At 67.0% G+C, this 26148-nt stretch carries 27 protein-coding genes and 2 tRNA genes; 14 read left to right on the plus strand and 15 right to left on the minus strand.

Annotation, left to right across the window (positions count from 1 at the left end; all coding sequences use genetic code 11):
• The first annotated feature begins 94 nt into the window (after positions 1 to 94).
• On the plus strand, positions 95 to 1108 hold the full coding sequence (locus ACFSX5_RS06320) for an alpha/beta hydrolase (RefSeq protein ID WP_386832439.1): 1014 nt from the start codon (positions 95 to 97) through the stop codon (positions 1106 to 1108).
• 177 nt (positions 1109 to 1285) lie between these two features.
• Here the strand turns inward: ACFSX5_RS06320 and ACFSX5_RS06325 are convergent, their stop codons facing one another.
• The 4 genes from ACFSX5_RS06325 to ACFSX5_RS06340 all read right to left on the minus strand — a co-directional run bounded on the left by ACFSX5_RS06325 (position 1286) and on the right by ACFSX5_RS06340 (position 6769).
• Positions 1286 to 4195, minus strand: a complete 2910-nt coding sequence (locus ACFSX5_RS06325) for an insulinase family protein (RefSeq protein WP_386832440.1) — start codon at positions 4193 to 4195, stop codon at positions 1286 to 1288.
• Positions 4196 to 4264: 69 nt separating this feature from the next.
• Positions 4265 to 5239, minus strand: coding sequence for an aldo/keto reductase (locus ACFSX5_RS06330; RefSeq protein WP_386832441.1), 975 nt, complete (start codon positions 5237 to 5239; stop codon positions 4265 to 4267).
• A gap of 116 nt (positions 5240 to 5355) precedes the next feature.
• Positions 5356 to 6027 (minus strand): class I SAM-dependent methyltransferase, encoded by a 672-nt coding sequence (locus tag ACFSX5_RS06335; protein ID WP_386832442.1) that lies wholly within the window; start codon positions 6025 to 6027, stop codon positions 5356 to 5358.
• A 76-nt stretch (positions 6028 to 6103) separates the two neighbouring features.
• Positions 6104 to 6769: a GntR family transcriptional regulator gene (locus ACFSX5_RS06340; RefSeq protein ID WP_386832443.1), complete on the minus strand. Its 666-nt coding sequence runs from the start codon at positions 6767 to 6769 to the stop codon at positions 6104 to 6106.
• 148 nt (positions 6770 to 6917) lie between these two features.
• On the opposite strand from ACFSX5_RS06340, the gene ACFSX5_RS06345 reads away from it, so the two are divergent.
• Positions 6918 to 8198 carry a Gfo/Idh/MocA family oxidoreductase gene (locus ACFSX5_RS06345; RefSeq protein ID WP_386832444.1) on the plus strand — a complete coding sequence of 427 codons (1281 nt, stop codon included), beginning with the start codon at positions 6918 to 6920 and terminating at the stop codon, positions 8196 to 8198.
• Here the strand turns inward: ACFSX5_RS06345 and ACFSX5_RS06350 are convergent.
• Complete coding sequence (locus ACFSX5_RS06350; RefSeq protein WP_386832445.1) at positions 8188 to 9102, minus strand: LysR family transcriptional regulator; 915 nt, start codon at positions 9100 to 9102, stop codon at positions 8188 to 8190. The genes ACFSX5_RS06345 and ACFSX5_RS06350 overlap by 11 nt on opposite strands.
• A gap of 88 nt (positions 9103 to 9190) precedes the next feature.
• On the opposite strand from ACFSX5_RS06350, the gene ACFSX5_RS06355 reads away from it, so the two are divergent.
• Both ACFSX5_RS06355 and ACFSX5_RS06360 read left to right on the plus strand, forming a co-directional pair.
• Positions 9191 to 9817, plus strand: coding sequence for a class I SAM-dependent DNA methyltransferase (locus ACFSX5_RS06355; RefSeq protein WP_386832446.1), 627 nt, complete (start codon positions 9191 to 9193; stop codon positions 9815 to 9817).
• A gap of 186 nt (positions 9818 to 10003) precedes the next feature.
• Complete coding sequence (locus ACFSX5_RS06360) at positions 10004 to 11515, plus strand: helicase HerA domain-containing protein (RefSeq protein ID WP_386832447.1); 1512 nt, start codon at positions 10004 to 10006, stop codon at positions 11513 to 11515.
• 138 nt (positions 11516 to 11653) lie between these two features.
• Here ACFSX5_RS06360 and ACFSX5_RS06365 read toward each other — a convergent pair whose 3' ends face one another.
• The 3 genes from ACFSX5_RS06365 to ACFSX5_RS06375 form a co-directional block, all read right to left on the minus strand.
• Positions 11654 to 12511, minus strand: a complete 858-nt coding sequence (locus ACFSX5_RS06365) for an aldose 1-epimerase family protein (RefSeq protein ID WP_386832448.1) — start codon at positions 12509 to 12511, stop codon at positions 11654 to 11656.
• Positions 12512 to 12688: 177 nt separating this feature from the next.
• On the minus strand, positions 12689 to 13570 hold the full coding sequence (locus ACFSX5_RS06370; protein ID WP_386832449.1) for a DUF72 domain-containing protein: 882 nt from the start codon (positions 13568 to 13570) through the stop codon (positions 12689 to 12691).
• Positions 13571 to 13673: 103 nt separating this feature from the next.
• A complete protein-coding gene (locus ACFSX5_RS06375; protein ID WP_386832450.1) occupies positions 13674 to 14606 on the minus strand; it encodes an IS110 family transposase in 933 nt (310 codons plus the stop codon).
• Between the two features lie 609 nt (positions 14607 to 15215).
• Here ACFSX5_RS06375 and hrpB point away from each other — a divergent pair.
• The gene (gene hrpB, locus ACFSX5_RS06380) at positions 15216 to 17660 is read left to right on the plus strand and encodes an ATP-dependent helicase HrpB (RefSeq protein WP_386832451.1); all 2445 of its coding nucleotides are present in this window, start codon (positions 15216 to 15218) and stop codon (positions 17658 to 17660) included.
• A gap of 138 nt (positions 17661 to 17798) precedes the next feature.
• Here the strand turns inward: hrpB and msrB are convergent, their stop codons facing one another.
• Positions 17799 to 18203 carry a peptide-methionine (R)-S-oxide reductase MsrB gene (msrB, locus tag ACFSX5_RS06385; protein ID WP_386832452.1) on the minus strand — a complete coding sequence of 135 codons (405 nt, stop codon included), beginning with the start codon at positions 18201 to 18203 and terminating at the stop codon, positions 17799 to 17801.
• Positions 18204 to 18295: 92 nt separating this feature from the next.
• Here msrB and ACFSX5_RS06390 point away from each other — a divergent pair, with 92 nt between their 5' ends.
• Positions 18296 to 18910, plus strand: a complete 615-nt coding sequence (locus ACFSX5_RS06390) for a pyridoxamine 5'-phosphate oxidase family protein (protein ID WP_386832453.1) — start codon at positions 18296 to 18298, stop codon at positions 18908 to 18910.
• Positions 18911 to 18919: 9 nt separating this feature from the next.
• Here ACFSX5_RS06390 and ACFSX5_RS06395 read toward each other — a convergent pair whose 3' ends face one another.
• Both ACFSX5_RS06395 and ACFSX5_RS06400 read right to left on the minus strand, forming a co-directional pair.
• Positions 18920 to 19348, minus strand: coding sequence for a DMT family transporter (locus ACFSX5_RS06395; protein WP_386832454.1), 429 nt, complete (start codon positions 19346 to 19348; stop codon positions 18920 to 18922).
• Positions 19348 to 19827, minus strand: coding sequence for a DMT family transporter (locus ACFSX5_RS06400; RefSeq protein ID WP_386832455.1), 480 nt, complete (start codon positions 19825 to 19827; stop codon positions 19348 to 19350). Before ACFSX5_RS06400 ends, ACFSX5_RS06395 begins: the two co-directional genes overlap by 1 nt.
• A 207-nt stretch (positions 19828 to 20034) precedes the next feature.
• Here ACFSX5_RS06400 and ACFSX5_RS06405 point away from each other — a divergent pair, with 207 nt between their 5' ends.
• Both ACFSX5_RS06405 and ACFSX5_RS06410 read left to right on the plus strand, forming a co-directional pair.
• Entirely contained in the window at positions 20035 to 20349 is a 315-nt protein-coding gene (locus ACFSX5_RS06405) for a hypothetical protein (RefSeq protein ID WP_386832456.1), read from the plus strand.
• A gap of 246 nt (positions 20350 to 20595) precedes the next feature.
• Positions 20596 to 21357 carry a GGDEF domain-containing protein gene (locus ACFSX5_RS06410; RefSeq protein WP_386832457.1) on the plus strand — a complete coding sequence of 254 codons (762 nt, stop codon included), beginning with the start codon at positions 20596 to 20598 and terminating at the stop codon, positions 21355 to 21357.
• Positions 21358 to 21426: 69 nt separating this feature from the next.
• On the opposite strand, the gene ACFSX5_RS06415 is transcribed toward ACFSX5_RS06410, so the two are convergent.
• Positions 21427 to 21642 (minus strand): cold-shock protein, encoded by a 216-nt coding sequence (locus ACFSX5_RS06415; protein ID WP_386832458.1) that lies wholly within the window; start codon positions 21640 to 21642, stop codon positions 21427 to 21429.
• 339 nt (positions 21643 to 21981) lie between these two features.
• Between ACFSX5_RS06415 and ACFSX5_RS06420 the strand changes: the two genes are divergently transcribed.
• Both ACFSX5_RS06420 and ACFSX5_RS06425 read left to right on the plus strand, forming a co-directional pair.
• Positions 21982 to 22056 (plus strand) — tRNA-Val (locus ACFSX5_RS06420).
• Positions 22057 to 22082: 26 nt separating this feature from the next.
• A tRNA-Val gene (locus tag ACFSX5_RS06425) sits at positions 22083 to 22157 on the plus strand.
• A gap of 83 nt (positions 22158 to 22240) precedes the next feature.
• Here ACFSX5_RS06425 and ACFSX5_RS06430 read toward each other — a convergent pair.
• A complete protein-coding gene (locus tag ACFSX5_RS06430) occupies positions 22241 to 22489 on the minus strand; it encodes a hypothetical protein (protein ID WP_386832459.1) in 249 nt (82 codons plus the stop codon).
• Between the two features lie 386 nt (positions 22490 to 22875).
• Here ACFSX5_RS06430 and ACFSX5_RS06435 point away from each other — a divergent pair, with 386 nt between their 5' ends.
• The gene (locus tag ACFSX5_RS06435; protein WP_386832460.1) at positions 22876 to 23034 is read left to right on the plus strand and encodes a hypothetical protein; all 159 of its coding nucleotides are present in this window, start codon (positions 22876 to 22878) and stop codon (positions 23032 to 23034) included.
• 19 nt (positions 23035 to 23053) lie between these two features.
• Complete coding sequence (locus ACFSX5_RS06440) at positions 23054 to 23887, plus strand: DUF1206 domain-containing protein (protein WP_386832461.1); 834 nt, start codon at positions 23054 to 23056, stop codon at positions 23885 to 23887.
• A gap of 166 nt (positions 23888 to 24053) precedes the next feature.
• On the opposite strand, the gene ACFSX5_RS06445 is transcribed toward ACFSX5_RS06440, so the two are convergent.
• Both ACFSX5_RS06445 and cpdR read right to left on the minus strand, forming a co-directional pair.
• Positions 24054 to 24314 (minus strand): GlsB/YeaQ/YmgE family stress response membrane protein, encoded by a 261-nt coding sequence (locus tag ACFSX5_RS06445; RefSeq protein ID WP_386832462.1) that lies wholly within the window; start codon positions 24312 to 24314, stop codon positions 24054 to 24056.
• 49 nt (positions 24315 to 24363) lie between these two features.
• Positions 24364 to 24723, minus strand: a complete 360-nt coding sequence (cpdR, locus tag ACFSX5_RS06450) for a cell cycle two-component system response regulator CpdR (RefSeq protein WP_386832463.1) — start codon at positions 24721 to 24723, stop codon at positions 24364 to 24366.
• Positions 24724 to 24917: 194 nt separating this feature from the next.
• Between cpdR and ACFSX5_RS06455 the strand changes: the two genes are divergently transcribed.
• The gene (locus tag ACFSX5_RS06455; protein WP_386832464.1) at positions 24918 to 25814 is read left to right on the plus strand and encodes an N-formylglutamate amidohydrolase; all 897 of its coding nucleotides are present in this window, start codon (positions 24918 to 24920) and stop codon (positions 25812 to 25814) included.
• 89 nt (positions 25815 to 25903) lie between these two features.
• The gene (locus ACFSX5_RS06460; protein ID WP_386832465.1) at positions 25904 to 26092 is read left to right on the plus strand and encodes a hypothetical protein; all 189 of its coding nucleotides are present in this window, start codon (positions 25904 to 25906) and stop codon (positions 26090 to 26092) included.
• Positions 26093 to 26148: the final 56 nt, after the last annotated feature.

The raw sequence follows: 26148 nt of genomic DNA on the forward strand, positions 1-26148 counted from the left end.
GCCTCCCTCCCCCTTGTGGGAAGGGACCGAGGGTGGGGGTGTCGGCGCCTCCACGAACACGGTATCACCACCTCGAACAGCACAAGGAACATCCATGCGCCGCTCCGATCATCCCGCCGGTACCGTCCACCGCCTCACCGTGGACGGAAAAGCGTTGAAAAACAACCGCTTGGGCGACCCCACCACCCGCATCGTCGACGTCTATGTGCCGCATGGCCAGAGCGGCGAGGGCCTGCCCCTGCTGGTTGATCTCGTCGGCTACACCGCCGGTGGGCCGGCCCATACGGCCTGGAAGGCATTCACCGAAAACGTCCCGGAACGTCTGGATCGGCTGATCGGTTCGGGGGAGATGCCGCCCGTCGTCGTCGCCTTCCCCGACTGCTTCACCCGGCTCGGTGGCAACCAGTATGTCGACAGCGAAGTGATGGGAAACTGGGCGTCTTTCGTTACCGGCGAGATGCTAACTGCAGTGGAATCGCAATTCCGCTGCGGCGGATCGGGAAAACGCGGGGTTTTCGGCAAGAGTTCGGGCGGTCACGGCTCGCTGCTGCACGCGATGTGGCACTCCGACGTCTGGTCCGCCGCCGCCAGCCACTCGGGCGATGCCGGTTTCGAGCACCTCTATCTCGCCGGCTTCCCCGACGTGCTGCGCGCGCTCGACGCGCATGAGGGCTCGATCGAGAAGTGGCTCACCGCCTTCGAGGCCAAGCCCAAGCTCGACGGGAAGGACACCATGACCCTGATGTTCCTCTGCCAGGCGGCGAGCTTCGATCCCGCTCCGGACCCCGAGACCTTCCTCGGCCTGCGCCTCCCGGTCACTCTCGACACTTGCGAGGTCATCGAGGAGCGCTGGCGCAACTGGCTTCGCTACGATCCGGCAGTGATCGTCACCGAGCACCTCGACGCCATCCGCAGCCTCAAGGCCTTCTATCTCGAATGCGGCACGCTCGATCAGTACAACATCCTCTACGGCACCCGCCGCATCCACAAGGCACTGGAGGCCGCCGGCGTCCCGCACCGCTACGAAGAGTTCAAGGACAACCACTCCGGCGTCGACTACCGGATGGATCTGAGCCTGCCGTATTTGGCCAAGGCGCTGAGCGCGTAAGAGCCCCTCACCCTAGCCCTCTCCCCAGAGGGGCGAGGGGACGCGGGGCCGTTGGCTCCACTCCGCCGCGCGTCACCCTCGGGCTTGACCCGAGGGTTCTTCACTTGCTGCTGCCATCGCCAAGTGCAACACCCTCGGGTCAAGCCCGAGGGTGACGTCCTGTGCTGGAGGCTCCCCTCACATCACCTTCTTGATCTCAAGCAGCCCCGGCCGCTGCGTATTCGCTGCGGTCAAACCCGCCTCGCCGCCGAGCACCACCACGTGTCCCTTGGCTGCCACCGCTTCCAGCGCCTCGGCCATGGCGGTGAAGTCCGCGCGGCTGGTGCCGAGGATCTCGTCGCGCCGCCGCTGCCGGAGTTCGTCGGTGGTGCCGGTCAGTTGCCGCCACATCGACGAATAGCCCTTGGCATCGGGGAACTCGTACCCGTCGACATCGCCGATCACGCCGATGATCGAGCGGGTGAGATCACCCTCGCCGATCTCGTTGCGCAGCGCCCTGGCCGCTCCGTCATAGGCATCGAGCGTCCGCAAGAGGTTGGGGTCGCGGTAACTGACGAAGGAGAAATTGCCCGAGGTCAGGTCGAAGCGGCTCGAACCACCATAGGCGCCGCCCTGCACCCGCACCTTGTCCCAGAGGTAGGTGGTGTTGAGGAACTTCAGCACCACGCTCGAGGCGCCGCTCAGCGCAAAGCCGAGCGCCTTGAGGTTACCGCCCTTGCCCACATAGTTGACCTGCGCCGGAATGATCAGCCCTTCGGACCGAGGCGCCAACTGCAGCGCCCAGTCCGCATCCGCAGGCGAAGCATGCGGCAGGCTCGCGACGAACGCGCCGAGTTCACCCCGCGCCCGCTCCCACAGCGAACCATCGGCCGTGACGTTCACCACCATGCGCCCGCGGTTGAACAGGAGGTCGCGCATGCGCTTCAGCGTCGCCCCCACCGCCGCCCAGTCAGTGTCGATCTTCCGGATCAGCCCCTTGAGGAACTCGTAATAGCTCACGCCGCTCATCTGCTCGGCGATCCAGCCGGCCTCGGTGAGGCTGGACTTGAGGCGGGTGTCGACCATCGAATGGCCGGCAGGGACCAGCCGTGACTCGAACCCTGCCTTTTCCTCGAGTGCCATCTGCCGGAAGCGCTCGCGATTGCCCAGCTGCGCATCGAGCAGCACCTCGCCCATGATCGTGAGCATATCGGCGAACTTGTCCGGCACCGCCTTGCCCGACAGGAAGAACCAGGCGGCACTGCCATTGCCATCCTGCCGCGCGGAAAGGCCCCGATGCTGGGCGATGCCGCCGGTGGTGCGACCGATCCGCTGCGTCAACGACACGAAATCTTCCTTGCCGGTGCCGGTCTGCAGCAGCGCCCGGCCGAACAGCGGTAGATAAGGCAGCAGTTCCCGGTCGAGCACATGCAGGTCGAAGCCGAGGTCGAGATACAGAATCCCGAGCGTCGGCAGGTCATGGTAGAACAGCCGCGCCCCTTCCAGGGTGCCGATCTCGATCGGCACCGTGCGAATATTGCGGTCGAGGTCTGCCAGCGTCAGCGTCGGGATCTTCGCCAGCGCCTCGGGCGGATCGACAGCCTCCTGCAGCGCCTTGAGCCGTTCGGTCTGTTCGACCGTATCGGTGATCGCCGCCGCATCCATGCCGGCGCGAATCTCGGCCAAAGTCGCCGCCTCGGCGGCCGCCTCGCGCGCGCCCTGCTCGGGATCGGCGCTCAGCGTCACCGTGGTGCGGTGGGCGTTGTCGAGGAACAGCCGGCGCACTTCGCGCTCGAAATGGCCGTTCGCCGCCTTCTCCTTCACCGTCGCCAGGGGCGCTTCGAACTGCAACGGCTCCAGCGGATCGCCGCCATGCAGCCACGTGCCCAGCGCCGAGAACATCCAGCTCATGCCCCGGGGGAAGGAGCCGGTATTGTTTTCGCGCAGGCTGAACTCGAAGGTGTTGGTGGCCGCCTCGATCTGCTCGGGGGCAAAGCCGCGCTCCGCCACGGCCTTGAGGGTGTCGAGGATCAGAGCTTCGACCTTGGGCGCATCTTCCGGGTCGATACCCTTCATGCCGAAACTCGCCATCGGCTGGCGCATGCCCTGCCCGATGCCGCCGCCGGTCATACCCTCGCCCAGGCCGGATTCGGTCAGCGCCTTGCGCAGCGGTGCCGCCGCCGTGCCCGCGAGCAGATAGCTCAGCATGCCGTGGCTCAGCGATTCCTCGCGATCCGCCGGCGGGTCGATCAGCCAGTTGACGCTGACCATGCCGTCGCGGCGCTTGTCGCCGTCGATCGTGCCGGCATAGCTGCCGCTGAGCTGCCGCGGTTCGTTGAAGCGCGGCTGCAGCCCGACTTCGGCATCCACCGGTGCCGCCTCGAATTCCGAGAAATAGCTATCGAGAATTTCCAGCCGCCGCGCCGGATCATCGTCCCCGGAGAAGAAGGCGCGGGTGTTGGACGGGTGGTAGAAGCGCTCGTGGAAGCGCTTGAAATCCTTGTAGGTCAGTTCCGGAATGACCTTCGGGTCGCCGCCCGAGCTCTTGCCATAGGTAATGTCCGGATAAAGCGAGCGCTGCGACAGGTCGCGCATCACCGCGTCGGGCGAGGAGAACACGCCCTTCATCTCGTTGAACACCACCCCCTTGTAGATCAGCGGCGCCTCGGCGCTTTCGAGCTCGTAGTGCCAGCCTTCCTGGCGGAACGTGTCCTCGCTGATCAGCGGAAAGAACACCGCGTCGAGATAGACGTCGACCAGGTTGTAGAAGTCCTTGAGGTTCTGCGAGGCCACCGGATAGGCGGTCTTGTCCGGAAAGGTCATGGCGTTGAGGAAGGTGTGCATCGACCCCTTCAGCAGCTCCACGAACGGCTTCTTGACCGGATATTTCCGCGATCCGCACAGCACCGAGTGCTCGAGAATATGCGCGACGCCCGTCGAATCTTCCGGCGGCGTCTTGAAGGTGACGCCGAACACCTTGTTCTCGTCCTCGTTGACGAGGCTCAGCACCTCCGCCCCCGTCTTGATGTGCCGGTAAAGCAGCGCCCGCGAGTTGATGTCGGCAATGGTCTCGTCGCGCACGAGCTCGAAGGCGGGATGCTGGGTCATGAATTATCCGAACGGCAAAGTGGTCTTGCCGCTAACGTAGGTTCGCAGGGATGGATGCGCTAGGGTGCCTCACACTCCGCCGCGGATCTCCGGCTTCACCTCGCGCTCGTACCACTCCGCGAGCTTGGCCGTCAGCGCCGGGAAGAGGCTGCGCTGTTCGCTCGCGGCGACATTGTCCGCCAGTTGCTCGGGCTTGGACACGCCGGCGATGATGGTCGAAACCTGCGGGTGATCGAGGATCCAGCGCAGGGCGAACTGGCTCATCGACATGCTTTCCGGCGCCAGCCCGCGCAGCTCGGCCACCAGTTCGACGCCGCGCTCGAACGGGATGCCCGAGAAGGTCTCGCCGACCGAGAAGGCCTCGCCGTCGCGGTTGTAGTTGCGGTGGTCCGAGGCGTCGAAACGGGTGGTCTTGTCGAACTTGCCCGAGAGCAGGCCGCTCGCCAGCGGCAGCCGCACGATGATGCCGACATCCTTCTCGGCCGCCCTGGGCAGCAGGTCCTTCGCCGCATCCTGCCGGAACAGGTTGAAGATCACCTGCAGCGTCGAACAGCCCGGCTGCTCGAGGCAGATCAGACCCTCCTCGATGGTCTCAACGCTGGCACCCCAGTGCCGCACCAATCCCTCGGCCTTGAGCTCGTCCATCCAGCCGAAAATGGCGCCGTCCCGCAGCACCTCGGTCGGCACGCAATGAAGCTGCGCCAGATCGAGCGTGGCGACGCCCAGCCGCTGCGCGGAACCCTGCAAGCTCGCCCGGATACCGTCCTTGGAGTAGTTATCGGGGAACAGGCCGCTGCCGCGCCCCAGCTTGGTCGCCACATGCACGCCCGGGCCCTTGGGGTGAGCGCCGATCCGGCTCTCGCTCAGCCCGCCGCCATAGACGTCCGCCGTGTCCCAGAAATTGACCCCCGCCGCATTGGCGGCATCGAGGATGGCCTTGGCCGTCTCGTCGCCTACGGGGCCGAAATCGCCCCCGAGTTGCCAGCAGCCGAGGCCGATCTCGCTGACCTCGTAACCCGTCTTGCCCAGTCGCCGCGTCTTCATGGCCTCACTCCGCTTGCTTACGGCTCGACATCGGGGACGCCGGCCGGCTGGTGATCGTTTCCGTCCGCCACAAACATCACCTTGGCGCCGCCGTAAAGCCGCTTCTGCCGCAGCACCTAGGCATAGGCCACCCAGCCGCGAAAGCTCAGCCCGGCATAGAACAGGCTGACGCCGTCGAAGCCGGCCTCACGCAGCAGCGCCTCCTCCTCCTCGGGCGGCAACACGGTCAGCCGCGTCCGCATCGCTTCAACGGCCGCCTCGGACTGCGGATCGCCGCCACCGAAGGCGATATGGCGGCGAATCCAATGCGAGCGCTCCGGCTCTGCCTGCGTGAAGCTGAGATGAGCCATGACGAAGGGCGCTCCCGGCCGCAGCCGCTCCCGCACGGCTTTCAGGGTCGGCAGGCGCTGCTCGGCCGGCACGAAATGCATGGTGAGAAGGCAGGTCGCCCCATCGAACGGGCCCATTGGCGCCGCCTCGATATAGCCCTCCACCAGCTCCATCCTGCCGGCATGCACCGCCACCTGCGCCTCAGCCGCGCGGAGCATGTCCGCCGAGGGGTCGACGCCGGTAAAGCGCCACCCTGCATGCGCGTCGGCCAGCATCCTGAGTTCGAGGCCACCGCCGGCGCCGACCACCAGTACACGCCCTTCCGCGGGCACCCGCTCGGCGAGCAGTTGCGAGGTCATCCGGTGCAGCCCGTCGAAGCCCGGCACCTGCCGCGGCGGCCCCTCGGCATAAAGGCGGGCATGGCTCGCGCCGAAAGCGGGCATCCTGTCGTCAGGCATCGCGACCTCTTATGTAACTTAATGAATTACATAAGGGGCGTGCCGACCGCTGTCCACTCCAGCGGCTGCGATTGCGCTACTCGAAATAGTCCGGACGCTCGGCGATGGTCTGCGTCAGCAGCACCTCGGCACGGGCCAGGTGCGCCCGCATCGCCGCCTCGGCTGCCGCGGCGTCACCCTTGGTCACCGCCTCGGCAATGGCCTTGTGCTCACTGATGGCGCGCTGGCTCGAACTCGCCCCCAGCGTCAGATAGCGCACCCGGTCGAGCTGCATCTTGTGATCGTCGATGAGCTGCCAGGCATATTCCACCCCCGCCAAGCGGGCGAGCGTGCGGTGGAACAGTTCATCGAGCGTGTGGAAGCGTCGCGAATCGCCGGCCGCCGACGCCTTCTCCTGGTCCGCGATCAGCGCCTCGAGCACCGCCGCCGTGTCCTCGCCGGGATTGCCGGCCACCCGCCGCACGATCTCGACCTCGATCGATTCGCGGATGAAGCGCGACTGGCGCACCCCTTCGGGCGAGATCTTCTTCACCACCGTGGCGCGTTTCGGCCGGATCAGCAGCAGGCCTTGCTGCGCCAGGCGGATGAAGGCTTCGCGCACCGGCTGGCGCGACACCCCGTAGCGGGCGGCGATATCGCTTTCCGAGATCACGTCACCGGGCTTCAGCGCCATGGTGATGATCTCGTCGCGCAGCGCATCGACGACGCGCAGCGCCATGGTCCCCTCGTAGCTGTCGTTCACCGTGCCCCTCGCCGCCTGTGTTTCGTCCTTCACCATTGACGGAAAGGACGTGCAAAGAAAGTGTACGTCTTCGCAATCTTGTATGGTAGAGCCTTTCCGCGCGCCAGCTGGATCGGCGCATTGTGGATATCGAGACCGGAGAGAATCTATGGCCAAGACCTACGCCATCGTGGGCACCGGCGGTCGGGCACGGATGTTTTACGAAGCCATCCTGGGGCCGCATCGCGAACAATCCCGGCTCGTCGCCCTGTGCGACACCAATCAGACGCGCATGGATTTCACCAACCGGGTGATCGAGCAGGAGCTCTCCGGCACCCCCGTGCCCACCTACAAGGCCGGCGATTTTGCCAGGATGCTCACCGAGCAGAAGCCCGACACGGTGATCGTCACCTCCATCGACCGCACCCACCACTTCTACATCATTGCTGCGCTCGAGGCCGGCTGCGACGTCATCACCGAAAAGCCGATGACCACCGACAGCGAGAAGTGCCAGGCGATCCTCGATGCCGTCGAGCGCACCGGCCGCGACGTCCGCGTCACCTTCAACTACCGCTATGCCCCGCACAACTCCGCCCTGCGCGAGCTGATCGCCGAAGGCGCCATCGGCACCCCGACGTCGGTGCATTTCGAGTGGCTGCTCGATACCCGCCACGGCGCCGACTATTTCCGCCGCTGGCACCGCGACAAGCGCAATTCGGGCGGGCTGATGGTCCACAAGTCGACCCACCACTTCGACCTCGTCAACTTCTGGCTCGGCTCGCAGCCCGACACCGTGTTCGGCATGGGCGACCTCAAGTTCTACGGCCGCGCCAATGCCGAATCCCGTGGCGTCTACACCCCTTACACCCGCACCACGGGCGTCGAAGCGGCCAAGGATGATCCCTTCGCGATCGACCTCACCAGCAATCCGGTCCAGAAGGGCCTCTACTGGGAGGCCGAGAAGGAAGACGGCTATCAGCGCGATCAGAACGTGTTCGGCGACGGCATTTCCATCGAAGACACGATGAACGTCATGGTCCGTTACCGCAACAAGGCGGTGATGACCTATTCGCTCTACGCCTATGCGCCTTGGGAAGGCTTCAACGTCGCCATCAACGGCACCGGCGGCCGGCTCGAGCTCACCGTGCACGAGACCAGCTACATCAATGCCGGCTCGACCTCCGACACCGAAGGCGCCGCCAAGGGCGTCAAGCTCTACCACTTCCCGCTGCACGGGGAAGCGCGGCAGGTGCCGGTCAAGCACGGCGAGGGTGGTCATGGCGGCGGCGACAAGATCATGCTCGAGGAAATCTTCGGCAACGCCACCCCCCGACCCGGCTACGGCGCCAATCACCGCGACGGCGCGCTGTCGATTCTGACCGGCATCGCCGCCAACCAGTCCTTCGCCACCGGCCTGCCGGTGAAGGTCGACACGCTGGTCAAGCTCTAGTCGGCCCGCCGGGCAGTTGCGCCAGCGCCTCTGCCAGGACATCGAAGACCAGCCGGATCCTCCGGCTGGTCCTGACCTCCCGGTGCGTCACCAACCAGACCGGGATGGGGATCTGCACCACCTCCGGCAGCACCGGCTCCACCTCCGGCGTCGCCGCCGCGACGGCCAGTTGCATGACGCCGACGCCTAGGCCGCGGCGCACCCACTCCCACGCCACCGCCCCCTCCGTCGAGCGGGCGAACTGCGTTGGTGTCATCGGCACCCCGCGCGCCGTCAGTTCCGCCGCAAGCAGCCGGTTGGCCTCGCCGCCGAAATCGAGGAAGCCGATGAACTCCGCCCGTTTTGCCAGTTCGGCGCCAGTCCGCGGCCGCCCGATGCTGTCGAGATAGGCGCCCGTCGCAAACAGCCCCGCATGATCGTCCGGCATCCGGCGCCCGATCAGCTCCGGCTCGGTCGGCTGCACATGGCGGATGGCGATGTCCGCCTCCCTTCGCGTCAGATCGCTGATGCTGTTGGAGGCCACCACATCCACCGTGATCCCGGCCGCCACCTGCCGCAGGTGCCGCAGCACCGGTGGCAGCACATGGGCGGCCACCGCGTCGCTCGCCGCGACCCGAACCTGCCCCTCAATGGCCTCGGATTGCGCCGTGGCGGCGAGCATCAGCCGGGCCGCCGCCTGCCCCATCTCGCGCGCATGCGCCCCAAGCTGCCGCGCCGCTTCCGTCGGCAGCAGCGAGCGCCCGGCGCGCTCGAACAGCGTCACTCCCAGCGATCGCTCCAGCGCCGCGATTTGGCGACCGAGCGTTGGCTGCGCCAGTCCAAGCTGCCGCGCCGCCGCGGACAATGAGCCGGCTTCGAGCACCGCCAGCAAGGCCTTGATGTGATTCCAGTCCGCGGCATCCATACATGGATGTATATCGCTTCTGCCGTTCCATGCAATTTCGCTGAAGCGTCGGTCGCGCTATGGTGCAGTCCATCAACGGAGCCACGCCATGGCTGAATCTGCTGCCTTCTGGAACAACATCGCCGACCGCTATGCGACCGATCCGATCGCCGATGAGGCGGCCTACGAGGCCAAGCTGGCCGAGACCCGCCGCCGCTTCCGGCCGGACATGGAACTGTTCGAGTTCGGCTGCGGCACCGGCTCCACCGCCCTCCTTCACGCCCCGCATGTCCGCCACATTCACGCCGTCGACTTTTCCCAGCGCATGCTGGAGATCGCCCGCGGCAAAGCCGAGGCGGCCGGGATCGACAACGTCACCTTCGAGCAGGGCGACATCACCAGCATGGCCCTCCCGCCGGCGCGCTATGACATGGTGCTGGCCCTGTCGGTCCTCCACCTCCTCGCCGACCGCGATGCCGTGATCCGCAAGGTCCATCACATCCTCAAGCCCGGTGGCCTGTTCGTCTCCAGCACCGCCTGCCTCGGCGACACGCCCTTCCGCTTCATCCGCTACATCGCCCCGCTCGGCCGCGCCCTCGGCAAGCTGCCGCAGCTCGACATCATGACCCCGGCGCAACTGCGCCACAGCATCACCGGCGCCGGCTTCACCATCGAGCACGACTGGCGCCCCAAGCCCAACGCCGCCCTCTTCCTCATCGCCCGCAAGCCCGCGTGAGAACCCACCCTCCCCTCGCCCCTCCGGGGAGAGGGGTCGGGGGTGAGGGGTTCTCCCCACCCGCTCAACCCCCTGTGAATCCCCCACCCGCACCTGCCGCGAATCGTTACCGATGTGCTAACCCACTCCGGTTCGAGTGACGTGCGTGTTGCCCCGCCTGGCCGACACGCCAGCGGAGAGTGTGTAGTGCAGGTCGCCATCGACATGGGGAAAGCCGCCGGCCACGGCCCGGCCAACCTCGACCTCGAGGAGCTGCTGGCCACCCGTCTGCTGGTGCAGGGCAATTCCGGCTCCGGCAAGTCGCACCTGCTGCGGCGCCTCCTCGAGCAATCCGCCCCCTGGGTGCAGCAATGCGTCGTCGATCCGGAAGGGGATTTCGTCACCCTCGCCGACAAGTTCGGCCACCTCGTGGTCGATGCCACCCGCACCGAAGCCGAACTCACCCGCATCGCCGGTCGCGTCCGCCAGCACCGCGTGTCGGTCGTCCTCAACCTCGAGGGCCTCGACGTCGAGCAGCAGATGCGCGCCGCCGCGGCCTTCCTCGGCGGCCTGTTCGATGCGGATCGCGACTTCTGGTACCCGATGCTCGTCGTGGTGGACGAAGCTCAGCTCTTCGCCCCCGCCGCGGCCGGCGAGGTCTCCGACGAAGCGCGCAAACTCTCGCTCGGCGCCATGACCAACCTCATGTGCCGCGGCCGCAAGCGTGGCCTTGCCGGCGTCATCGCCACCCAGCGCCTTGCCAAGCTCGCCAAGAACGTTGCAGCGGAAGCCTCCAACTTCCTGATGGGCCGCACCTTCCTCGATATCGACATGGCCCGCGCCGCCGACCTTCTCGGCATGGAGCGGCGGCAGGCCGAGCAGTTCCGCGACCTCGCCCGCGGTCACTTCGTCGCCCTCGGGCCCGCCGTTTCCCGCCGGCCGCTGCCCATCGTCATCGGCAGCGTCGAGACCTCCGCCCGCTCGTCCAGCCCCAAGCTCACCCCGCTGCCCGATGCCCCTGCCGATGCCGCCGATCTGATCTTCACCGGCGCCGCGGAAGAGGCCGCCCGTCCGGTCGTGCGCCGCCCGCCGCCACCGCCGCCGCCTTCGACCAACGAGCTCCTGGCCCAAGTCGCCCGCGCCCGCCCGCAGGCCGAAGAGGCGCCGCAGTCGCTGTTCCCCGAGATCGACGAGGCCGAGCGCGACAAGCAGATCGACGACGTCATGGCCGAATTGCTGGCCGACCCGGACGCCGGCTTCCGCACCACCGCCGTGCTCTACCAGGATTTCCTGGTCCGCTGCCGCATCCGCCGCATCCCCGGCGAGCCGCCCGCGCTCAACGCCTTCAAGCGCCGCCTCGCCATCGCCCGTGTCGCGCCGGAGGCGGACATTGCCCAGTCCGATGGCTGGCAGCAGGCGCTGGCACTGAGCGAAACCCTGACCGACGACGTCCAGGGCGTGTTCCTGGTGCTGGCTCAAGCCGCCCTCACCGGCGCACCCTGTCCGTCCGACGCGACCCTCGCCCGCATCTACGGCACCCATTCGGCCAGCCGCGCGCGCCGCCTCGTCGCCTGGTTCGAGGAACGCGGTCTCGTCGTCATCCGCCTCGATTTCCGCCAGAACCGCGTCGTCGCCTTCCCCGACCTCGGCGCCGAAACTGCCCCCGGCGACCCCAATGGCCCCGACACCATGATCGAAGAACGCGGCGCCGCGGAGTAGGTGCGCGCAGAGCCGTGCCCGCGACCTCCTCCTTCGACAGGCTCAGGATGAGGTCTATGCGAGCGCGGTATTCTCGTACACCTCATGGTGAGCCTGTCGAACCACGAGGTCGCGGCCACCAGTCACCTGGCAACAAGGTTACCCCACCACCTCCACCCGCATCGCATACCGCCCGACCGCCCCCGGTCCGAGCACCTCCGTATAGGGCCGCTCCTCGAGCGCATCCGAACCGCCCACCTCCGCCGCCGTGCCATGCCACGGCTCAAGGCACACAAACGGCCCCGGCTTGCTCCACACCGCGAAATTCGGCAGGTTTTCCCAGCTCAGATGCACCTGCGTCGCGTCAGTCCCATACCGCGCGCCCGTCCCGGCGCCCTCCGGGAGCAGCATCGCGTCCGCCTCGAACATCTCCCGCGCGAGCGTCAGCTCGCCGCGCCGGAAGGGGCTCGGCAGCCCCTCCGGCTTCACCAGCCCGCCGCTCAGCCGCACCAGCGCCGGTTCCCCGCCATTGTCGAGCCACACCTTGTGCTCTCCCGCCGCGCCCGGCAGCGGCCAGGCAAAGGCCGGATGAAACCCGATCCCGAACGGCATCGGCCGGTGGTCGCGGTTCTCCACCTCCGCCGTCACCACCACGGCTCGTCCCTCCAGCCGGTGCTCCACCCTCAGCGCAAACTCGAACGGATACACCGCCCGTGTCGCGTCACTGGCTTCCAGCACGAACCGACAGGCCACGGCGCTCTGCTCCGCCAAGGCAAACGGGCTGCGCCGCGCAAAGCCGTGCTGGTTCATCCCGTAGCGCTTGCCCTCGATCGACACCTGATCGTCCGGCGCCCGCCCCACCATCGGAAACAGGATCGGCGATCGCCCGCTCCACACCGCCGGATCGCCCGACCACAGCCAGTTCCGCCCATCCGCCGTCACCAGCGACTGCATCTCCGCCCCGAGCGGCGACACTGTCACCGTGAGTTGGTCATTGGCGATGGTCACGAGCTCCATTGGCTTCTCCTGTTTGCAGACATCACTCAGCGCCCCTCATCCGCCCTTCGGGCACCTTCTCCCACGGAGGGGAGAAGGGGGGCATCGCGCTTGCCAGGTGTTCGGTGCTCCCTTCTCCCCTAGCGGGAGAAGGTGGATCGGCCGCAGGCCGAGACGGATGAGGTGGCTTTGGCGCACTCAAGCTTCCCACTCGACCTCCAGCCGCCGCATCAATCCGCGCGCATCGCCCGGCGCCATCAGCTTGTCGGTGTTGTCGAAGAACACGAACACGTCCCGCGCCACCCCATCCTCGGTCGGCGCGGTGACGAAATGGCCGTCCGTTGCCGCGCCCACCGACCAGTTCCGCACCCGCTCGGCCCAGATGTCCAGCTCTGCGTCGGAATAGCCGGAATTGTAGAGTTCGACCGATCCGTGCAGCCGGCAATAAACGAAGTCTGCCGTCACATCCATCAGCAGCGGCCAGTCCACCGTGTCGGCACACACCAGCGCCACCCGGTAGCGCCGCGACAGCTCGATGAACGCCGGGTCGCGAAAACTCTCGCTGCGGATCTCCATGGCGTGCCGGATCGGCCGCACCGAGCCATCGCCGAACTCCGCCGGCGCCTTCAGCCGCCCGTCGTGCCGCCGCGCCAGCTCTGCGGCCTCCGCCGTGTCCCGCGGCAACAGCCGGAAGAACGCTTCGATCCGCTCCGGATTGAACGCGAACCGCTCGGGAAACTGCCACAGGATCGGCCCCAGCGTCGCGCCCATGGCCAGCGGCCCCGAAGCAAAGAAATTCGCCAGCGGCGGCTCCGGATTGGTCAGCTTCAGCATATGCGTCAGGTAGCGCGGTCCCTTGACCGCAAACACGAACCCTTCCGGCACCGCCTCGGCCCATTGCCGGAACGCCTTCGGCGTCTGCATCCCATAGAAGGTGCCGTTGATTTCGAGCGCATTGAACTGCCGCGCCGCAAACTGCAGCTCCCGCTTCTGCGCCACCCCCTTGGGATAGAAATTCCCCCGCCACGGCCGATAGGTCCACCCCGAAACCCCTATCCGGATATCGCCGTGATTGGCCAAAGTGCACCCTCGCTGCTTCGCGGGAAACGCGACTCCTCCGGTCTCGTTGCCGCCCCGATCTCTCCTCCCCCCTCCCCCTTGAGGGGAGCGACTGTCTTGATAGTCAAGCGTGTGTCCACGGCTTTTGGTCTCGGATGATGGCGTTGAGTATGACGAGGAGTTTGCGAGCGGTTGCGATAACGGCGACGAGCTTGGGCTTGCCGGCTGCCACCAGCCGGTCGCGGAAGGCCTTCAGCATGGGGTTGTGGCGGGCTGCGACCATTGCCCCCATGAACAAGGCGGCACGGACGGCTGATCGCCCGCCGCTGATGAAGCTTCTGCCCCGCCAGCGGCCGGACTGCCGGGTATAGGGTGCCAGCCCGGCGAGAGCGGCGATCTGCTTGGGCGAGAGGTGGCCAAGCTCGGGCAGTTCGGCCAGCAAGGTTCGGGCGATGGTCTTGCCAATGCCGGTTACGGAGGCGAGCAGATCCTCCTTGTCGCGCCACACCGGGGTGCCGCGCACAGTCTTGTCGATGTGGGCGTCCAACTCCTTGAGGTCGGCTTCCAGAGTAGTAACGACGCGGGCCAATGACAGCCGGACTGGTCCGGGCTGGGCCTGAGCCCGGCGCGCCCGTTCCGCCACCAGCATGACCACCAGCTGCCGCCGCCGCGCCATCAGCGCTTCGAGCTCGGTCGTGGCCGCGTCAGCTATGGCTCGGATAGGAGGCCGCACAGCCGCCATGAACAGGGCGATGACCCGGGCGTCGATGGGGTCGGTCTTGGCTCTTAGCCCGAGCGCCTGCGCATAGTGCCGGACCTGGGCAGGATTGAGTACCACCACCGGCAGGCGTGCTGCCGCCAGTGCCGCCGCCGCCAGGCGTTCATGCCGCCCGGAGGCTTCCAGGCCGATGCCAGCAAGCCCATCCAACCGGCCCAGCCGATCCAGCAGTTCCGCCACCCCCGCTTCGTCATTGCCCACTGCAAAGCCTTCTCCGGCGGGCTGCACATGCACATCCAGCCGCGTCTTGCTCACATCGATGCCAACGGTGATCTCCATCTTGTCCCCTCCTTGCCTAATCGGGCTCGCCTTGCGGCCCCGGCGACTGTTCGGGATCGATGGATCGATGCGGGACGCCCCTTGCTCCCCTTCGAGCTGAACTGCCCCTGGGTGGGTCGAGCTGTCCCGCATCACCGCAGCGCCAACCCTACCACAGGATGGCGACCCCAAGTTACAAGGGTGGGGGTGGGGGTGTCGTCGCCGCGGCATACACAGACCGCCCGGCATGCTCTGCCGCCGACACCCCCACCCTTGATCCCTCCCCTCAAGGGGGAGGGAGACGATGAACATCAGCTTCTCTCGCCTTGGAACACAGGAACTTCCCCCTGCGTCTCCGTCCCCTTGGTGGGGAGCGAATGAGGGTGGGGTGGAGCCACGCACACCGCACCCCCACTAGACCTCATGGTGAGCCTGTCGAACCACGAGGTCGCGGCCGCGGAGTTACCGACCGCGTCTTTCGACAAGCTCAGGATGAGATCTACGAAAGACCGGCACCCGCCGAACCTCCCCTCGCCCCTCTGGGGAGAGGGGCCGGGGGTGAGGGGTCTATCCACGCACTGCGCTGCCCGCAGCTTGCTCCCCGATGCTCATCCCGCTATCCCCGCGGCCATGTCCCTGCCGCCGCTGCCCATCGACGACGCCCTGCCCGGCCTGCTCGCTGCCCTCGATCAGCATTCCGCGGCCGTGCTCGTCGCCCCGCCCGGCGCCGGCAAGACCACCCGCGTTCCGCTAGCCTTGCTGCCCGCCCCCTGGCGCAAGGACGGCCGCATCATTCTGCTCGAACCCCGTCGCCTCGCGGCCCGCGCCGCCGCCGCGCAGATGGCGCGCCTGTTGGGCGAAGATGTCGGTCAGACCGTCGGCTATCGCGTCCGCATGGACTCGCGCGTCTCGGCCAGGACCCGCATCGAAGTGGTCACCGAAGGCGTCTTCACCCGCATGCTGCTCGACGATCCCGAGCTGACGGGCATCGCCGTCGTCCTGTTCGACGAGTTCCACGAACGCAGCCTCGATGGCGATCTCGGCCTCGCCCTGGCGCTCGATGCCACCGCCTTGCGGCCCGACCTCAAGCTCGTGGTCATGTCCGCCACCATCGACGGCGCCCGCGTCGCCACGCTGCTCGGCGATGCGCCCGTGGTCGCCAGCGAAGGCCGCGCCTTTCCGGTCGAAACCCTCTACGCTCCGCCCGATCCCCTGCAGCGCCTCGAAGATCAGGTCGCCGCCGCCACGTTGCAGGCGCTCCGCACCCATCCCGGCTCGGCCCTCGTCTTCCTGCCCGGCCAGGGCGAGATCACCCGCACCGCCGAACGGCTGGCGGGCCGACTTCCGGCCGGCACCGACCTTGCCCCACTCTACGGCCAGCTCACGCCTGCCGAGCAGGATCGGGCCATCCGGCCCGCCGAACCCGGCCGCCGCAAGGTGGTGCTGGCGACGTCCATCGCCGAGACGTCGCTCACCATCGAGGGCGTCCGCATCGTCATCGATTCCGGCTTCCGTCGCGTGCCGGTCTATGAGCCGGCCACGGGCCTGTCGACGCTCGAGACCCGCCGCGTCTCCCGGGCCGGTGCCGACCAGCGCCGCGGCCGCGCCGGCCGTGTCGAGCCCGGCGTCTGCATCCGCCTCTGGAACGAGGGGCAGACCGCCGCCCTGGTGCCGTTCGACACGCCCGAAATCCTCGCCGCCGACCTTGCCGACCTCGCCCTCGATCTTGCCGCCTGGGGCGTCACCGATCCGGCGCAACTGCGCTTCCTCGATCCGCCTCCTGCGCCGGCCTGGGCCGAGGCGGTCGCCCTGCTGCAGCGCCTCGACGCGCTCGACATGGAAGGCCGCATCACCGCCATGGGCCGGCAGCTCTCGCGCCTGCCGCTCCATCCGCGCCTCGCCCATATGGTGGTGGCCGGAGCCGCCGAGGGCGACGCGGCGACCGCCGCCGAACTCGCCGTCCTCGTCACCGAGCGTGGCCTGGGCGGCACCGGCACCGATCTCGTCCACCGGCTCGACGCTTTCCGCCGCGACCGCTCGCGCCGCGCCGAGGATGCGCGCAGCCTTGCCCGCCGCTGGGCCCGATCCGCCGGTGGCAGCCAAGGCGAACCGCTGGCGCCGGGCCGCCATCTCGCCCGCGCCTTCCCCGACCGCATAGCGCAGCAGGCCGGTGGCCGTGGGCGCTTCCGCCTTGCCAATGGCCGGCAGGCGGCGCTCGAGGAAACCGATGCCCTCGCCCGCGAGCCATTTCTTGTGGTCACCGAGATCACTGGCGCCGCCGCCACCGCCCGCATTCGGGGCGCCGCGGCCCTTGATCGCGCCGACCTCGATGACCTCTTCGCCCACCGCATCGAGGGCGATGTCCGCCTCAGCTTCGATGCCGCTTCCGGCAGCGTCCGCGCCCGGCGCCTGCGCCGGCTCGATGCCCTTGTCCTGGCCGACGAACCTGTCGCCATCCCCGATCCCGAAGCCGCCAGCGGCATCCTCGCCCAAGCCGCCGTCGAGCGCGTCGCGACCCTCCCTTGGAGCAAGGACCAACTCGCCCTGCGCGGCCGCTCCAGCTTCCTGCGCACCCATCTCGGTGAAGCCTGGCCCGACCTGTCGGACAGCGCCCTCGCCCAATCCTCCGACTGGCTCGCGCCCTATATCTCCGGGCTCACGCGCCTGGCCGACATCACCGCCGCCCATCTCGGCAACGCCCTCGACGGCCTTCTCCCTTACGGGCAGCGCCAGGAGATGGAGCGCCTGCTGCCGAGCCATTTCGCTGCCCCCTCGGGCAGCCACGTTCCCATCGACTACGCCGGCGAGAACGGCCCCACCCTCGAGATTCGCGTGCAGGAACTGTTCGGTCTCGACCGCCACCCCTCGGTCGCCAACGGCAAGGTGCCGCTGCTCATCGTGCTGCTCTCACCGGCGCACCGCCCGATCCAGACCACCCGCGATCTGCCCGGCTTCTGGCGCGGCTCCTGGCGCGACGTCGCCCGCGACCTAAAGGGCCGCTACCCGCGCCATCCCTGGCCCGACGACCCCCTCGCCGCCCCTGCCACCAATCGCGCCAAGCCCCGCGGGACGTGATGGGCGAGACGCTCGCCACCCCCGATCGTCACCCTCGGGCTTGACCCGAGGGCTCTGCACTTGCACCGATCCACACAAACAAAAACACCCTCGGGTCAGGCCCGAGGGTGACGTTCAGTGGACGTGGCGTGTGGCGGCTCACTCGGCAGGCTGGAAATTCAGCGCCACCCCGTTGATGCAGTAGCGCAGCCCCGTCGGCGGCGGCCCGTCGGGGAACACGTGCCCCAGATGGCTGCCGCAGGTGGCGCAGTGCACTTCCGTGCGCACCATGCCATAGGAGCGGTCGGTTTCCGTCTCGACCGAACCCGGCAGCGGATCGTTGAAGCTGGGCCAGCCGGTGCCGCTTTCGAATTTCAGCGTCGACTGGAACAGCGGCGTATCGCAGCCGGCACAGGTGAAGGTGCCCTGCCGCTTCTCGTGCAGCAGCGCGCAGGACCCGGGCCGTTCGGTGCCGTGCTCTCGCATGATGTAGTACTGTTCGGGGGTCAGCCGGGCCCGCCATTCGGCGTCGGTGCGGGTCACGGGATAGGTATGGGCATCCACGGCGTCACTCCTTTGTCGGGCTGTCTTTGCTGCCTAATATAGGTTTTGCTGCGCCCCGTCCCAACCACTCCGTCTTCACGTCAGGCTGAACGATGACCACCGTGACCTCGCTCGAGCAACTCGAAGCACTCTACCAGCCCGCCCCCGCCGCTGCTTCCACCGTCAAGGTCACCGACCGGCTTACCCCCGAATACCGGCGCCTGGTCGACCTCAGCCCCTTCGCAACCCTGGCTACCATCGGCCCCGAAGGTCTCGACTGTTCCCCGCGCGGCGATCGCGGCGGGGTGGTCCGCGTCGCCGATGACCGCACCCTCCTCCTCCCTGACCGGCGCGGCAACAACCGCATCGATTCCCTGCGCAACCTCATCCGCGATCCACGCTGTGCGCTCTTGTTCCTGCTGCCCGGCTCCGGCACCACCCTGCGCCTCAACGGCCGCGCCACCATCAGCATCGATCCCGATCTCCTCGACAGCTTTGCGGTCGAGGAAAAGCGGCCCCGCTCCGTGGTGGTCATCACCATCGAGGAAGTGTTCTTCCAGTGCGCCCGCGCCGTGATCCGCTCCGATCTGTGGAATCCGGCCCGCCACATCCCGACGGCGGATATTCCCACCCCGGGTGATATCCTCGCCACCCTCAGCCGCGGCGAAGTCGGCGGCCGCCCCTATGACGAGGCCTGGCCCGAGCGCGCCCGCCAGACCATGTGGTAATGGCGGGCCTCAGCCCCGCCGCCGCTGCGTCATCACCACCCCGGTGAGGATCAGCGCTACCCCGATCACCCGCGCCACGGGCGAGCCGGGCACGCCGCGGACGATGTCGAAGACCACGCCCGACACGATCTGCCCGCTGATCAGGAGCAGCGTCATCTGCACCGCGCCGATCCGCGGGATCAACCAACTGCTGACCGCCACGAACAGCAGCCCCATCGGTCCGCCGAAATAGGCGTACCACGGCGTCGCCGCCGCCCCTTCGGTAAACACCTGCCCGAGCCCGACCAGTGCTGCCACGGTCAGCAGCGCGAACCCCACCAGGTGGTTGATGAACGACGCCATCAGCGGCGAGGTCGACAGCGCCAGCCGCCCGTTAACCTGCCGGTTGATTCCCACCAGCAGCCCGGAGCTGGCGGCAAACGCAATGGCCAGCAGCATTACGCCACCCCGAACAGGATGATGATCAGGCTGCCGCTGACGATCAGCAGTGCCGGCACCAGATCACGCCAGCCGAGCCGCCGCCGCGGCAGACCCAGCAGGCCCCACTTGTCCGCCGCGAGGCTGAACAGCATCTGCCCGGACAGCCCGATCGCCTGCGTTCCGGTGATGGCGAGCCCCAGATTGACCGCGCTCGAGCCCAGCATCACGTTCACCGCCCCGGTGAAGCCGCCCATATAGGCCCAGACCGGCGCCCGCTCCCCTATCGCAGATGCCTGCGGCCGCGCCTGCCGCCACACCAGCAGCAGCACCACGCCAGCCAACATGCCGGTACCGTGCGCTGTCCAGGAGGCGAACATCGGCCCGCCATGCCAGGCCAGTTCGCTGTTGAGATAGAGCAGCAGCGTCATCATGCACCCGGTCGCCAGCGCCGCGGCGAGATAGGTCAGGCGGCGCAATCCGCCAGCAGCAAGGATCATGGGATGCAGCCGTTCAGCAAGTGGTCATACCACGGCATACCATATACCGGTTCCACCGTAGCGCGGTAGCCGTCGCGCACCCGTCCCGCCCTTGACAGCACCTGCCCAGGTGACCACATCGATTTAGCTCAACCAAATCATGGCTTTGAGCGTTTGTCCGGGCGCCCTGACGGCGCCCGTCATTTATGTTGCTCAACGAGGATATAGATGAGGACGAACACCTGGTTCGACGAAATTGACACTGACGACGTCGAGGACGGCGTCACCCGCGCCGACCTGATCGGCTACTACCATCCGCGCGAGATCGTCGCCGACATGAGCCTCACCGTGAGGCGGCGCCGCGAGCTCGTGTCCTTCTGGCTCTCCGATTTCAACGCCGTGCGCGGCGCACCGGGCCTCCGCCGCTCCGGCAGCGGCGTCACCGCCACGGTCGACGATCTGCGCGCCGCCATGGCCGAGCTCGACGCCATGGCCGACTTCGTGCCACCGCACGGCGACAGCTCCTCCCGCCTCGGCGCCTGAACCGAGCTCACCGCAAGGTGCATTGCGCCGGCGCGGCTTATCGCCTAAGCACGCATTGCCGGACGATCTCGCCGATCGGACGGTTGGGCCCAGCTGGAGATTCCACCTCCTGGCTGGGCCTTCCTGTTTATCGGCCCCGCAACGCTGTTAGCCATTCGGCAACCATGGTGGCCGAAGCCCGCCGGCCAGGGCAACGCCGCTCGACCCACCCCGTTGGACCCTGCGGAACCACCCGCCTGGGCCACCATGATCGACCTGTCCGTCCGGAGCAAAGCCCGAGTCTGGCTCGGCACCCTTGCCGGCACCCTGCTGTGCATCGGCGCGGCCCTGTTCGTCGATTCCTTCAACTTCCCCAATCTCAGCCCGGCGGCGCTCCGGCGCGCCATCACCGTCGACATCCTGCTGCCCACCGTCCTCGCGGGCCCGCTGCTGTTCCTGTTGCTGGGGAAAGTGCGGCAACTGGCGATCGCCCACCAGGAACTGGCCGTGCTGGCCTCGACCGACAGCCTGACCGGACTGCTCAACCGCGGCGCCTTCACCATGCTGGTGGAGAGCTGGTTCGGTCCGGTGAACGGTGCCGGCGCCACCCGTCAGGGCACACTGCTGATCGTCGATGCCGATCACTTCAAGTCGATCAACGACCGCTTCGGCCACCAGATCGGCGACGCCGCCCTCAAACGCGTGGCTGCCAGCATCAAGGGGGCGCTGCGCCCCACCGATCTCGTCGGCCGCATCGGCGGCGAGGAATTCGGGGTATTTCTGCCCGGCGCCAGCCGCGCCCAGGGCGTCGAAGTCGGCGAACGCATCCGCACCCTGGTGCAGAGCCTCCCCCTGCCGTCGACCGGCGGCACCCGCCTCACCGTCAGCGTCGGCGGCGTAAGCTTCCGCCAGTGCGCCAGCTATGACGATCTGTTCAAGGCCGCCGACCGTTGCCTCTACGAGGCCAAGAATGCCGGCCGCGACCGCGTCTGCGTCATGGACTATATCGGCAAGTCCGCCGCCGCCTGAGCGCCTGGCGCCGGACACAAAAAAGGCCGCCTAGAGGGCGGCCTTTCGGATTTGGTCTGAAGCCGAAGCTTACTTCACCAGCATGAGGTTGATCGCGGACTCGCGGCCGTCGCGGCCGGTCTCGACCTCGTAGGTGACCTTGTCGTTCTCATAGAGACCGTCGACGCCCGAGCGCTGGACAGCCGAGATGTGCACGAAGTGGTCCTTGCCGCCGGTTTCCGGGGTGATGAAGCCGAAACCCTTGGTGGTGTTGAAGAACTTGACGGTACCGGTGATGGTGGCCATGGGGGTATTCCTTGTAAGCTCGGAGCCGAAGCGAACGAGCGGTTCCCCTCCGCGACATGCAGGAGGGCTAAAACGTTCGCATGGTAGATCAGTGAGCCAAGGAACCGGAGATGACCGGCAGCGGCAGCCGACTTAGGCTGAAAACGTATGAGCCCTATATGACAGCCGAAAGTGTTCGGAACAAGGCCTGATCCCGAAAGGATCGCTCGGCCGCAATCCAGCCTTGCGGCTCGGGGGGCGGAATTTGCGTCCACAGCCTGCTCAATCCCCCTTGACCCCCGCCGCGGTTTCATGGTCTATCCCGCCACCGAAGCGGCTTGCCGTTTCTCCCGGAGAGATGGGCGTGTAGCTCAGCGGGAGAGCACTACGTTGACATCGTAGGGGTCACAAGTTCGATCCTTGTCACGCCCACCATCTCTCTTTTCCCTGCCTCGGGCAGCGGGTGCGTAGCTCAGCGGGAGAGCACTGCCTTCACACGGCAGGGGTCACAGGTTCAATCCCTGTCGCACCCACCATTCGATCTCTTGTTGGTTCTGGTGGTTCGGCCGCTGCGCCGACAGTGGCCGTCGGCTCGTTCCGCCCGGCAGGCCATATCAGCTTACCCTTGCACCCGGCCTCTCCAGACCAGCTGTATCTTCCCGCTGTCATCGGGTGACCACACCTCGGCGGGACGCTCCGGATCGCCAAACAACTCGATCAGCTTGAACGCTGCACCCTCGGCATCATCCTTGGTGCCGCACGGGCCGAAGGCCTTTCCCTCGCGATCGACCCACCAGCCTTCTCCAGCCTTCAGCACGATGTAGAGGCAGGTGGATGGTCGCCCCACAGTGCTGCTGACGACGGTCATGGTGGCGCTCCCCGGCGCCGGAGCGCCTCAGACTCGCTCTAATGAGAGCCAGCGCCATTCGTTGCAGGACTGGTCCGAACGTCCGTGACGAGGGCTTGTCGCAGCCGCCCGGTACACATGCCAGTCCGCCTCCCAACGCCGAACCTGACCGGAGCCTGACAGCACTCGTAAGGAAATTCACACAAAGCCCCGAAGGGTTTAGCTGAAACTTTGCGGCCTCAGCCGAGTTCTCCCTGCGGAGGCTCGAAGATGACGATCGACTACGAAATCACTGTTACGCGGCGCACCTGGAACGACACCCTTGGTCGTGCATGGGGGCGGCTCGGTCTTGATCAACGGCGGCTCTGCGCCGGCAGGGCGGCTCCGAATAGTTGCGGGATAGAGTCATGATGGTGCTCAATCGCGCTCGTCGGCGACGCTACGTTGCGCTCTTCAAGGCAGCACTCCTGATGTCCGCAGTCGCGGTGCTCGCGACACCCAAGGTCGAGCTGCCGGACATACCGTTCCCGCTGGTGACCGCCGCCCAGGCGGCGCAGGAAAACTGACGGTTCGGCGGAGATCTGGATGAGCAACAAGTTCGAACTGCTGGCACGCTGGGGCTATGCGGCGCGTGGCGTCGTCTATGTCATCCTGGGGGCGATCGCCGTTACCGGCGCCTCCTCCGCAGGCGGGGGTGAAACCGGCACCGAGGGTGCTCTGTCCACCTTGTTGCAACAGCCGTTTGGACGGGTCCTGCTCGCGGCCGTCGCGATCGGCCTCATAGGATACGTTCTCTGGCGCTTCGCCCAGGCGTTTTTCGACGCCGACGGTCAAGGGCGTGGTGCAAAAGGCTATGCGGTGCGCGCCGCGCAACTCGCAGCCGGACTCGCCAACCTGTCCCTGGCAGCGGCGGCGGTGAGCCTGGTGCTGGCCAACAGTGGCGGCTCGGGCTCGTCAGGGGAGGTGAGCCTGTCGGCCTGGCTCATGCAGCAGCCGTTCGGCAGGTTCCTCGTAGGAGCCGTTGGACTCACCATCATTATCGCCGGCCTCGTTCAGGCTTGGCGCGGCCTTTCGGGGAAGTACCGCGAGCGCGTCAAGCTGCCGCCTAAGCATGAAGCGGTGCTTCATCCGCTGAGCGCCTTTGGCCTGGCTGCCCGAGGGGTGTTGCTGGCCGTCACCGGCATGTTCTTCATCTTCGCCGCGTTCACCGTGGACCCGAACCAGGCGGGCGGTCTGTCGGAAGGGCTTGAGTGGATCCGTCAGCTCCCGTTCGGGCCATATCTCTACGGCTTGGCCGCAGCCGGGCTGGTTGCGTTCGGCCTCTACAGCTTCATCGAGGGCAGGTACCGCGTGGTCAACGCCCCCGATGCCGGCGACTTGAAGCAAGCGGCAGGGAACATCGCAGACGTGCGCCCATAAGGGCCGGCAGTTTCACAGCGGCGGTCTTCTTCCGCCGCCAGTGGTGGAACGGCCGCGATAGCGGCGCCCATAAGCCCGAATTCCCCGGGCGCACTCGAGTGCGCTCGGGTGGTAGCCGCCCAGCAGCCGAAGCCGCTGGACGCTGAATTGGCCGGGTGAGCTTATGCTAGGCCCTGCTACCCGTGACCGCCCTGGCGATCAGGATCAGGATGCAGGCGCCGATGAAGCCGGCAATCAGGTAGCCGATCCAGCCACCGAACGAGATGCCCAGCAGCCCAAGCAGCAGGCTCGCCACGATCGCACCCACGATGCCGAGGATGATGTTCATGAGCACGCCGTTGTTCGTGTTCATGACCTTGCCGGCAAGCCAACCGGCCAAGCCACCGATGATGATGGCTGCAATCCAACCTACGCCGTCGAAACCCATCGCTTCCTCCTCCGAATGACGGGCCCACAACGGGCCCTGCGATAGCTCGTTAAGCTGCGAGTAGTCGCTCCACCTCGTTCACCAAATCCCTGAGGTGGAACGGCTTGGACAGCACCGACGCCTCTTTGGGCGCGTCGCTGTCGGGGTTGAGGGCCACGGCGGCAAAGCCGGTGATGAACATGACCTTGAGGTCCGGATCGAGTTCGGTGGCGCGACGCGCCAGCTCGATACCGTCCATTTCCGGCATGACGATATCGCTCAGCAGCAGCGAGAACGGCTCCTCGCGCAGCCGCTCATAGGCGGAAAGGCCATTATCGAATGAAACCACCTCATAGCCGGCATTCTTCAGGGCCCGGGTGAGGAAGCTGCGCATGTCGTTGTCGTCTTCTGCGAGCAGGATTCGCTTCATCGAGGTCTCCGGACGCCTTCTGGCAGGCAGATGATTCTACCGCCTCATGTTTAAGCGAAGTTTGCGGCGGTGCAACCAGCCGCCCTGCGCCCGGTTGTCTCCCTCAGGTGCTGGACAACGTGCCGTCAAAGGACGACAGTGCTGAGGCAAATCACTCTGGCGCCGCCATTTGCGCCGGTTTGGGGGAGACCAATTTGCGGTCCGACTATTGGGATCAACCGGCCTTCGAGACGATCCGCCCGCGGCGGCTATTGGCTCCCGTTGTGTTCAACTCACCACATTCCGGTCGCGTCTACCCCGAACGCTTCCTCGCCATGACCCGGCTCGACAAGCTGTCGATTCGCCAGTCCGAGGACGCCTATGTGGACGAACTCTTTGCCCGCGCGCCGCATCTCGGCGCCCCGCTGTTGCGCGCCCACTTCCCGCGCGCCTACCTCGATGTGAACCGCGAGCCGTGGGAACTCGATCCCACCATGTTCCATGAGCCGCTGTCGGACCGGTTCAACACCACGTCGCCGCGCGTCGCGGCCGGCCTCGGCACGCTCGCCCGCGTCGTTGCCGAGAACAAGCCGATCTACCGCGACCGGCTGACGCTCGAAGATGCGCGCATGCGCATCGAGGGCATCTACCACCCCTATCATGCAGCGCTGCAGAAGCTGTTGAGCGAGGCCATCTCTGCCTTCGGGGTGGCCCTCCTGATCGACTGCCACTCCATGCCGCGCATCACCCGCACCAGCGAACGGGCCGCCCCCGATATCGTGCTGGGCGACCGCTACGGCACCACCTGTGCCCCCGCATTGGTCGACCTCGTCGAAACCGTATTCACCGCCGCGGGTCTGCGCGTGGCGCGCAACCGGCCCTATGCCGGCGGCTTTTGCACCCGCAGCTATGGCCGCCCGCAACATGGCGTGCATGCGCTCCAGATCGAGATCAGCCGCCACCTCTACATGAACGAGGTGACGCTGGCGAAATCCCTCAATTTCGACGCTGTTCGCGGTGTGGTCGAACGTCTGGTCATGGCGCTGATCGGTCTCGACCTCGTCAATCTCGTAGGCCAGAACCTGCCCGAGGAACGCGAAGCCGCCGAATAGGCGCAAAGCCGGCCCCTCTCGCACAGGATTGGGTAATCTCGTCACTGCTGAGCGATGGTTTCGTCAAGCCAATGTCGTAGTGTGCCGGCATGATGCTGTTTGCCTTCGCCGTCGACGCCTTGATCTATGCCGCCTTGGCCGCCGGCTTCGTCTGGTTCGGCCGGCGCCGCCTCCCCGAGCCCTGGAACAAGCCGGCCTTCACCATCCCGCTGGTGGTCGGCATCGGCCTGATGCTGAGCCTCGTCACCTTCCCGCACTGGCTGTTCTGGCCCCGCTAGAGCCCCGACACCCTCTTTCTTCTGCCCGCGCCAACGTCTATCCATGCCGCGCCCAC

Source organism: Devosia albogilva, assembly GCF_042685625.1.
GTDB lineage: Bacteria > Pseudomonadota > Alphaproteobacteria > Rhizobiales > Devosiaceae > Devosia > Devosia albogilva.